The organism is Microcoleus sp. S13_C3 (genome assembly GCF_036700905.1).
Classification (GTDB): Bacteria; Cyanobacteriota; Cyanobacteriia; order Cyanobacteriales; family Microcoleaceae; genus Microcoleus.
The window spans coordinates 1-10,683 of record NZ_JAUBPT010000222.1 but is presented as its reverse complement, the minus strand read 5'-3'; the positions used below and the strand labels follow the sequence as shown (position 1 = coordinate 10,683).

Below are 10,683 nucleotides of genomic sequence, written 5' to 3'. Positions count from 1 at the left end.
AGTTGGTTGTGCTTTCACTGAAGGTGGCGGTGACGGGAAACGCTGCGGTGACGGTGGCGGCGGCGGCGGAAGTCAGGCTGACGGTGGGCGGTGTGGTTTCTAAAAAACCTGTGGCTCCGAAAACTCCCAGATAATTATTAGCGGCGGTACCGCTTGTTTTAGTGACGGTAATGCTTTGCAGCGTTTTGGCTGGGTTGGGATTGAACATGAACCCGAATATGGCAGGATCATTGGCATCCTGATAATTTCCTATTAGATCAATGTCCATTCCGTCGATTAGATAGTAACGGGACGATGTTTCGGTAATTTCATTAAACCAGTCGGGAACTGTGGCTGTGCCTGGCCCAGTAGTGCCATCGCTATAGTTAAATGTCACCTGCATCCCAGCGTCCCCATTTGTACTGGTGGCGAACAGGTGGATTTCTGAATACTGGTTGGGCGTAACAGCAAAGTTAAAGGATGTGCCGTTAGTTGTAATAACTTTGGCGTTGTTGCCGTTATTGGTGTTGTTGTAGCCTAGCTGAACGTCGGGATGGTAGGCATTTGCTGCGAAAAAGCCGTTGTCGGGTAAACCGTTGCCAGTCGCAGCGTTTTTAAACGTTGCAAAGGACTGAGTGATTAGGGTTTGATTCAAGGTACTCAGTCCGTTTTGTGTGCTGTCTGAGAATCCTCCCGTGTAGTTGCTAATGACATCGCTATCGAATACTGATGTGAGATTAAATTGAACGGCTGGGGCTAAAACACCAGCATAGGTTGCCATTGCTTCGCTGGACAAGGCAAGGGAGGCTTCGATCGCCCCTGTTGTTTTTTCCAATTCCCAGTCGCCCCCTAGTGCTGCATTACCGGTCTTGTTGGTGGATGCTGCCACATCCGCCCCGGTTATTTCACTCAGGCGCTTTACGAAGTTTTCTCCAACTTCTCCGGCTGCTACATCGCAGCCATAAAGTAGGATATCGCCATTTGCTGTCAGGGCATTTCCCCACTGTTTTAGCCGATCGCTGAAAGTTTCTAGGTTATTGTCATTGAGTACGTCAGCACCGAGTTTTAAACTGCCTTCGCTGCCGTGAGAAACTATATGAACTGCTTCAATATCTTTTTGATCTGCCAAGGCGTTAGTAATTTGGTCGATCGCGCTGGAATTTTCATTTAAAATCACAATTTGAGCGAGATCGATGCCTTGGATCAGGCTTTGATAATCTTGTACAGAGGAGTCTACGAAAATAATTTGCTTGTTCATAGTTGATAAGTTCATAATTGCTGAAATCCTTTATATGTATCGTTTACATCCAAGTCTGGCCGAGGTTGAAACCCCCGCCTCAAAGCTTAAGTGCTCTTGCATAGGACTGAATAATTTATTAGTCTTATTGCTCAAATCGATCGATCGGTACAATTGTTAGCCCGTTCGCCTTTTTCACGGGAAATAAACGTGGAAAACTGATTGTCTTCGCTCACGGCTGACAGCATTCGATCGACTTGCGCCCCCAATAGGGGAAGTCATAGCAGCGTGAAACTCGGATTTTGGCGCAATAAAGCCGCCAGCAAAGTAGAACGTGAGCGAGGTAATCCCGATCTGAAGTGAACTTTCACTGACCTCGCGTTGGAATGGTTTTTTTTAACTTAGATGCAACTTAAATGTATCATACCACAGACATATCTTTTATAACATATTTTTATTTAACCTTTCGCAACACAACATCCAGATTTACGATATCTTTACAATCTAGACATCGTGGGTTCACTTTCCCTATCTCTATCATTGCTTCGGGCCCCTGCCTTTGTAAAGTCGGAAAAGTCGGATCTTAAAGTCGGAAAAGTCGGATCTTTGCCATGAGGACATAATAAGGTTTACGCTATCTTTACAATCTAGATATCGCCCTTGTTAATTACTTAGGTATTTTAACTGCATATCTCAGGGAATCTACGCGGATATACGCAGATGAAGAGATGTTATTTAATAAGTTCTTCGAGGGATGGGAACAGCAATTTTTCTGCGCTCACTTTTTCGCAATCACAAGGCTGTTGACTGGCGGATATTGCTGATACTTTTCCCAGCAGCAATTCGATGCTTTCTATTAGCAGCGGTAGAGTTAATAAAATAATTGATGCAGAGACTAGCAAGCTAATTAAGCCGTCAGCCCAATTCCAGTGTAGCCACGCAACGGCGATCGCCGCTAAAATTACTCCAACCGACGAAAAAATGTCCGCGACTGCGTGCAGAAAGGCGCTTTTGAGATTCAAGTCGCCGTGACAGCAGGAATGCAAGCAACAAGCATTAATCGAGTTGATGCTTAAACCGACTATGGCGGTAATTAACATCGGGAGCCCTTCTACTTCGGGGGTTGGGGACTGCAAACGGCCGATCGACTCGGCGGCAATCCAAAGGGCGATCGCTACTAAACTGATACTATTAATTAAAGCAGCAATGATTTCTCCTCGTTCAGGGATTGGCGATTGTGCGATCGCAGATATTGCACCATTCTCAACTACCTTTTTACGGGCGGGCAGGATGCCCACCCCACCAGCCAATTCACTGTTTGTGGAACAGGCATCTTGCCTGTTCTTGAGAATACTGCCCGATCTCAATACTAGCTTTTTACGGGCGGGCAGGATGCCCACCCCACCAGCCAATTCACTGTTTGTGGAACAGGCATCTTGCCTGTTCTTAAGAATAGTACCCGAACTCAATTCGATCGCACAATCTACGGATTTACTTTTGCGTTTGACTGAGGAGTACCAAGTCGCTGTCAAAGTTATTGCTAAAGCTGCTACATCTGAAAAAACGTGACCCGCATCTGCTAATAGGGACAAACTATGAGAATTAAGTGCGGCGATTAACTCTGCTACAAAAAAGCTGCTAAGCAGTACCAATGCTGTTTGTAAAAGTCGCACTTTGCCAATTCTGGGATTTGTCTTCTCGCATTGTGCGATATCCTTGGCGTTTTCCGAGTCAAAATTGTCCCTAACTAGAAATGTCATGCAGCAGTCCTTAAGGTTAAACTCGATTTTAAATTAAACATTAAATTAACTATCAATGACCGATTATATACCAAATCCCCACCAAGATCCGGAAAATCCGATCGCAAATTCCCCAAATTCTCAAATAAACGATCGTCCAATTAGCGACAATCACGCAAATACTTTGACAGGCGAATCTTTAGTTGATTTGCGCCGCTACGATCAATCAAAGTTCGATCGAGGAAAGCCTGGTTGGCTAATTTTGGTTTGGTGGTTCGTGCAGGCGATCGCATTTCCTCTCACTCCACACCCTTTTAACGGCATCAGAAGCGGCTTGCTGCGGTTATTTGGAGCGAAAATAGGTCGGGGTGCGATCGTTCGCCCCACGGCTCGTTTTACCTATCCTTGGAAAATTGCAATCGGAGACTACAGTTGGATCGGAGATGATGTTGTATTTTACAGTCTCGATCGAATTGCGATCGGCAAACACTGCGTCATTTCTCAAAAAAGCTACCTCTGCACCGGCACTCATGACCCTCAAGACCCAGCCTTTGGCTTAATCACAGCATCTATTATCATTAATAACGGCGTTTGGATTGCCGCCGACTGCTTCATTGGCCCTGGTGTAGAAATCGGTGCAAATGCGTTAATTGGAGCTCGCAGCAGCGTCTTTAAAAATATGCCTGCAGGCTTTATTTGCACAGGAACACCTTGTCGTCCCCGCTGTCAGCGAGAAATTAACAAAAGTTCGTAATAGACATTGCACCGGGAAACTAAGGAATGAGAATTAAATAACTTCCACAAGTTTGTGGGATGGGCGTCCCGCCCATCCTTTTTGGACGGGCGGGACGCCCATCCCACAATAACAATTAAAATTGTAAGTTATTTAATTCGCGATCCTAAGCAGCTTTACAAGCTTGCTGCCGAATAGGAATTTCAATGACGAATTCTATTCCCTTTCCTAATCCAGGCTGGCAGTATAATCTGCCGCCATGCTTTTCAACGATAATTTGGTAACTGATAGATAACCCCAATCCAGTTCCTTTACCGATAGGTTTGGTGGTAAAAAAAGGGTCAAATAGTTTCGGCTTTAAAGTTTCGCAAACTCCCCTACCGTTGTCACTAATATGAATAGCAACCCAATTCTCGTCAATTACTTTTGTAGAAATTTGAATACGGTTCGGGTGTTGTTGGATTTCTGCAAAAGAACGCTGCTGATTCGCTTCATCTAAAGCATCAATGGCATTGGAAATAATATTCATGAACACTTGATTTAATTGTCCGGCATGGCATTCTACTGGTGGAAGCTGACCGTACTTTTTTATTAGTTCAATCTCAGGATGCTCTGGTCTTGCTTTTAAACGATGATGCAGGATGGTGAGTGTACTATCAATTCCTTCATGAATATTTACAGCTTTCACCTCTGCCTCATCGAGGCGAGAAAAGATTCGCATAGACTTGACAATCTCCTGGATGCGCTGGGTTCCTAAGTTGATTGAGTTAAGAACTTTGATAAAATCTTCCTCCACAAATTCCAGTTCTATTTCATCCATTGCTGCTTGAATCCGAGGCGTGGGATTTACATAATCTTCTTGATAGAGATGTATAATTTTTAGTAAGTTATGAGCGTACTCTTGGGCATAACCCAGATTGCCAGAAATGAAATTTATAGGGTTATTTATTTCATGAGCAATCCCAGCCGCCATTTGCCCTAAGCCGGACATTTTCTCGCTTTGGATTAACTTAAGTTGCATTTGTTGTAAATCACCGTAGGCTTGGCTGACTTCTAAAACTTTTTCCTCCAATAAGGTATTTTTTTCTTCTAATTTGTCAGCTAGAACATGAAGCTTTAAATGCAGCTTGACGCGAGCTAATACTTCCTCCTGTTGGAAGGGTTTGGTAATATAATCTACAGCCCCAAGCTTAAACCCTTCAACTTTATTAGCCGTATCCGAGAGCGCAGTCATAAATATAATGGGAATCTGTTTAGTTTCTGGATTAGCCTGTAATCGACGACAGGTTTCAAATCCATCAATCTCTGGCATCATGACATCTAACAAGATTAGATCCGGTAGAGCATATTTGACTCGCTCTAGTGCCATCTTGCCAGATTTCGCGACCCGAACTTCAAATCCTTCTTGGCTTAAGGCATCAGATAAGACACCTAAGTTAGCTGAATTGTCATCAACTATAAGAATCGTACCATTTGCTTGAATTTCTGAATTCATAAACCTTACTTGTAGGACTGAATAAACGTTAAAATCTCTTCGTCTTGAAAGTCCTTTGCCATCTGATGCAATCTTTTAGCAAAGGGAATGTATTTGGGATCTATTTCTTCAAGTAATACCGCCTGTTTAACTATTTCTAGGAAATTTCCTTTCATAGCCAGCTCGTATAGCATTTCCATTTCTTTAGCTGGCGGGGCAATTAGCTCATCGTTGTCTGAGGCTCTCGCCAGTGACTCTTCATTAGCTTCATAAACCCATTCCAAATCAAGATACTGTTGTAAGTTTTGCAGGAGTTCAGTTGCTTGAATAGGTTTTGGAATAAAGGCGTTGCCTCCTGCCTCTAAACTTCTGTATTGATCGGTTTCAAATACGCTAGCAGAAGAGACAATAATAACGGTGTCTTTGAAATTTTCCGATTCTCGAACCCGCTTAATCACCTCGAAGCCATCGAGTTCGGGCATTAATAGGTCGGTAACAATTAAATCTGGCTGCACCTCTAGAATTTTTTCCCAGCCTTCCAGCCCATCGTTCGCTTCAAACACCTCAAAGCCGATCGGACTGAGCAAATTGTTAATTACCGAACGGTTAGCCCATTTGTCATCAATAACCACAATCTTAGGTTGGCGGTCTTTGATGCCGATAATCTGCCCGTGATGGTCTATTTGAGACGTTTTCACCCATTCATCGGCTTGAGGCAGACTAACATCAAACCAGAAAATACTGCCAACATTCATCTCACTTTGAACCTGAATGGTACTGCCCATTAGTTCTACAATCCTTTGGCTAATTGCCAATCCCAGCCCGGTGCCTTCCGTCTGCCGTCTGCGATCGCCTACCTGCTCGAAGGGCTGAAAGATAGCTTGGAGTTGATCCTGTGCAATGCCGGTACCTGTATCGCGTATTTCAAAGCGAATTTTTCCTTCTGTGGCAAAACTGACTATAAAAGTAACACTACCCTCATCCGTAAATTTAATAGCGTTGCTTAAAAGATTAATTAACACTTGGCGCAAGCGTTTTTCATCCGCATGAATACCGATCGGGAGTTCGGGGCTTGAGGGAAAATGAAAGTGAATTCCTTTAAGTTCAGCTCGGATGCGACACATCTCTGCTACACCTTGCAGGAACGCCGGGAAATGAAAATCGGTGGGCATTAGTTCCACTTTCTGTGCTTCAATCTTCGACAAATCGAGAATATCATTGATTAACGTCAGTAAATGCGAACCGCACTGATAAATGACATCAATGCGCGATCGCTCTTCTTCATTCAACACTTTGGAACGCTGAAGAATCTGCGCGTACCCCATGATGCCATTAAGGGGAGTCCGCAATTCATGGCTCATGTTGGCAAGGAATTCACTTTTGGCCCGACTAGCTGCTTCTGCGGCTTCCCTGGCTTTTGTCTGTACGATTTCTGTTTGTTTGCGATCGTGGATATCGGTGCAAGTGCCAACCCACTCCCGGATGCTGCCATCTTCATTCACAATTGGCACCCCTTTAGCTTGAAAATAACGATAGTTTCCATCCGCTCCGCGGAGTCGATATTCTATGTCATACAGGCTGTTCGTTTGCGCTGCTTCCATCCACACCTGATTCGTTCGTTCGAGATCGTCCGGGTGAATTGCATCTAACCAGCCAGAACCAACCACCTCAGCTTCGGTTTGTCCGGTGTAAGCTCTCAGAGTCGGTACATCTGGGCATCTTCCTTCAGCATCCGCTGTCCAGACAATTTGGGACGTAGCCGCAATTAGCGATCGATAGCGTTCTTCGCTTTGTTTGATAGCATCTTCCGCTTGTTTGCGATCGTGGATATCGCTGGAAGTGCCAACCCACTCCCGGATGCTGCCATCTTCATTCAGAATTGGCACGGCTCTAGCTTGAAAATAACGATAGTTTCCATCCGCTCCCCGGATTCGATATTCTATTTCATACAGGGTTTTCGTTTGCACTGCTTCCATCCACACCTGAGCAGTTGGTTCGCGATCGTCTGGGTGAATTGCATCTAACCAGCCAAAACCAACCACTTCGTCTACGGTTTGTCCGGTGTAAGCTCTGAAAGTCGGTAAATCTGGACATCGCCCTTGAGCATCCGTTATCCAGACCATTTGGGACGTAGCAGCGATTAGCGATCTATAGCGTTCTTCGCTTTGTTTTATAGCATCTTCGGCTTGTTTGCGATCGCTAATATCTCGTGATATGGCGATAATGCCGAGGATATTGCCCTTAGCATCCCGCCAAGGAGTCTTGGTAGTGAAAAAGGTCGCGGTGGTCTCACCCTGAGAGACCTCTTCCTCGTAAGTCTCAGCGATTCCTGTTGCCATCACTTGGCGATCTTTTGCCATAATTGCACGGACACTCTCACTCTCATGCGGTAGGAATTCCCAATCATCTTTGCCGATGATTTCCTCAATGGGCTGACCCATGAAGTTTGCCACATTGGAGTTAACGGCCACATAACGCCCTTCCCGATCTTTAACGACAATGAAGTCTGGTGTACTTTCCAAAATAGAGTTTAGCAGTGCATTACGATCGCGCAATTCTGCTTCCATTTGTTTGCGATCGTTAATGTTTCGTGCTATGGCGATCAGGCCGAGAATATTGCCCTGAGCGTCCCGCCAAGGGGCTTTTGTGGTTAAAAAAGAAGTATTCTCTTTACCATTGAAAACCTCTTCTTCGTAGGTTTCAGTAATGCCTGCTTCCATAATCTGGCGGTCTTTTGCCATTATTGCAACGGCGGCCTCCGGGGGAAGGAGTTCCGAATCATCTTTACCGATAATTTCCTCAATGGATCTACCGTAAAAGGATTTTGCCACAAAGGAATTAAGGGCAACATATCGGCCTTCCCGGTCTTTAACCACAATTATGTCGGGCGTACTTTCCAAAATCGAGCTCAGCAAGACGTTGCGATCGCGCAGCGCAGCTTGCTGTTGGCGCAGAGCTTCTTCAGCTTGTTTGCGATCGTTAATGTTTCGTGCTATTGCGATAATACCGAGAATATTGCCTTGACCGTCCCGCCAAGCGGCTTTTGTGGTTAAAAAATAATTGCTGGTCTCACCATTAGAAATTTCTTCTTCGTAGGTTTCAGTAGTGCCTGCTTCCATAATCTCGCGGTCTTTTGCCATGATTGGAACGGCGGCAGCAGGGGGCATCAGTTCCGAATCATCTTTACCCACAATCTCCTCTATGGATTTACCGTGAAAGAAGAAGTTTGCCACAAAGGAATTAAGGGCAACATATCGACCTTCCCGGTCTTTAACCACAATTATGTCGGGCGTACTTTCCAAAATCGAGCTCAGCAAGACGTTGCGATCGCGCAGCACAGCTTGCTGTTCGCGCAGAGCTTCTTCAGCTTGTTTGCGATCGGTAATATCTGTATTAGCTCCAATCCATTCCCGAATTGAACCATCCGCGTTCAGAATTGGTATACCACGACAACTCATGTACCGATATTCGCCGTCATAGCGGCGCATACGTAATTCATCTTCATAGAGCGAGCGATTGGCCACGGCAGCCGACCAGATACTAGCAACATGAGCGCGATCGTCTGGGTGGATCGTGTCTAGCCAGCCCCATCCCTTGTACTCATCAAATGTCAGTCCTGTAAATGCACCTAAAGTAGGTTGTTCGCTGGCTAATTCGCCCTCAGTATTAGCGATCCAAATACTTTGAGCGGTAGCTTCGATCAAAGAACGAAATCGTTCTTCATTTTGTTTGAGGGCATCTTCTGCGTTTTTGCGATCGCGAATATCCCGTGTAATAGTGGCAATCCCTACGGGTTCATTAGTCTCTGGATGTTTAATCAGAAATAGGGTGTAATCTACGGCGATGGGTTGACCTGTCACGAAATGTCTGAAGCGGAAATCACTCCGCCAACTTCCCTCTTGCATTATTGCAGGCATAATAGACTGCTGTACAAAGTCCAAATCTTCTGCCATGAAGAAGTCGGTAATGTGTTTGGTTCTGGCTTCCTCCAAACTACTGAGTCCGACCAAATCCAGACCAGCCTGATTCACGAGTAGAGGGCGACCATCCATTGAGGCAACGCTAATAAAGTCACGGCTGTTCTCGATCGTTGTAACAAGCAATTGCCGTTCTTCCTCTGCTTTTTTGCGATCGCGAATATCCCGCACAATAGTGGAGATAAACTCGGCTTCCCCCGCTTCCGTTTTGTGAACGATCAAAACCTGGGAGACTGGAATTTCTTCCCCATCCCGTGACAAAAATAGGATTTCACCAGCCCACCTACCCTCTCGCAAGGCGGTGGGAATTATTTCATTGTGGAACTTTGCTTTTGCCGAGGGAGCTAATACAGAATCTATAGTAAATGGCGATCGTGCTTCCTCTGGGGACATCCCCAGCATTTCCTGTCCGGCTTTGTTGAGATAGACACTATGCCCAGTCACATCCACAACTCCTACTAAGTCGGAAGTTGCTTCCAAAATTGCCGTCAGTCGTGCCTGCTTTTGTTCTGCCCGCTTGCGAGCGCTAATTTCAATTACAATCCCACCAATACCAAAAATGATGCCATTTTCATCCCGCAAAGGATAGTAAGATGTTTCCCAGTAGCGGATGATGCCTGGTTCTTTCGCCGTTTCACCCACTACTTCACACTCAAGTATCGGCTGGCCCGTATCCAGAATGCCTTGCAGCATCGGTTCCAGAGTCGGAGCCAATTCTGGCAGCATTTCAGGCAGCGACCGACCAATATAGTCTGCCACACAAATGCCATCGATCTCTGCCAGAACTTCGTTTATTTGGACGTAGCGGAGTTGGCGGTCAAAAATCACCATTCCGGCGTTGGCACCAGCAAAAAAAGCCTCGAAGTGAGCCTGTCGCAATGCCTGTGCTGTTGCGCTCTTTTGCTGTGGCGGTTGGGTTTTCTCTGGTGGGAATTTGCTCATGTTCGATCGTGCATTTCAGCTATAATTCTAGAACTTCTTTCCAATGGGGCGATCGCAAGGTTTTCGTTGCCTCCAATTTTGGTACTGAAGAAAACGTTCAGTAGCGCGACCATTAGGCTTTCAATCTGCGATATATGTATCCCTTGCGACACTATTTCCCTTAATTCTTCGGATGTATCGCCAAGTATTTCTATTGCTCATCAATTCTATTCCTAATCAATCCTATTGGTAGAATATTGGTGACAACATCAGCTAGGGAAGCGTGTGTCAATCAGCAATTATGCTCAGCATTTACTCAGATTGGGGGTGGAGAACTTAGATTGGGGCGATCGAGTAATCATGTCTCGCGCCATATTTATGCCCACATACCCCCAAATCGCCAATTTTCCACTCCTAAATAAGCAGTATTTTCAGTAAAATTACGGATTGACAAATGTGATTAAGTTATAATTTGTCCCCCATGTCTGTAGAATGCCAAGTCTTCTTGGAACGTTATCAATTTTAGCTATATCCGTTAAATTTTCACTTAGGAATGAGAATTAAATAACTTCCACTCTTGAAAGTGGGATGGGCGTCCCGCCCGTCCAAAAAGGACGGGCGGG

General features: G+C 45.3%; 5 protein-coding genes. 1 reads left to right on the top strand and 4 read right to left on the bottom strand.

The genetic code is table 11. The features are described 5' to 3' along the window. Nucleotides 1-1,252 (bottom strand): DUF4347 domain-containing protein (locus QUA16_RS33760; protein WP_333181688.1); only part of this gene is annotated, 1,252 nt, incomplete at its 3' end. A gap of 695 nt (nt 1,253-1,947) precedes the next feature. Beyond that, nucleotides 1,948-2,976 carry a cation diffusion facilitator family transporter gene (locus tag QUA16_RS33755; protein ID WP_333108668.1) on the bottom strand — a complete coding sequence of 343 codons (1,029 nt, stop codon included), beginning with the start codon at nt 2,974-2,976 and terminating at the stop codon, nt 1,948-1,950. Nucleotides 2,977-3,031: 55 nt separating this feature from the next. On the opposite strand from QUA16_RS33755, the gene hpsU reads away from it, so the two are divergent. After that, nucleotides 3,032-3,709, top strand: a complete 678-nt coding sequence (gene hpsU, locus QUA16_RS33750; RefSeq protein ID WP_333108666.1) for a hormogonium polysaccharide biosynthesis acetyltransferase HpsU — start codon at nt 3,032-3,034, stop codon at nt 3,707-3,709. Between the two features lie 145 nt (nt 3,710-3,854). Here the strand turns inward: hpsU and QUA16_RS33745 are convergent, their stop codons facing one another. Beyond that, the gene (locus QUA16_RS33745) at nt 3,855-5,183 is read right to left on the bottom strand and encodes a response regulator (protein WP_333108665.1); all 1,329 of its coding nucleotides are present in this window, start codon (nt 5,181-5,183) and stop codon (nt 3,855-3,857) included. Nucleotides 5,184-5,188: 5 nt separating this feature from the next. Next, the gene (locus QUA16_RS33740; protein WP_333108664.1) at nt 5,189-10,081 is read right to left on the bottom strand and encodes a PAS domain S-box protein; all 4,893 of its coding nucleotides are present in this window, start codon (nt 10,079-10,081) and stop codon (nt 5,189-5,191) included. Nucleotides 10,082-10,683 lie beyond the last annotated feature (602 nt).

Coding starts and splice junctions, on each gene's coding strand:
- QUA16_RS33755 (WP_333108668.1), bottom strand. CDS start 2,976: ATGACATTTCTAGTTAGGGACAATTTTGACTCGGAAAACGCCAAGGAT.
- hpsU (WP_333108666.1), top strand. CDS start 3,032: ATGACCGATTATATACCAAATCCCCACCAAGATCCGGAAAATCCGATC.
- QUA16_RS33745 (WP_333108665.1), bottom strand. CDS start 5,183: ATGAATTCAGAAATTCAAGCAAATGGTACGATTCTTATAGTTGATGAC.
- QUA16_RS33740 (WP_333108664.1), bottom strand. CDS start 10,081: ATGAGCAAATTCCCACCAGAGAAAACCCAACCGCCACAGCAAAAGAGC.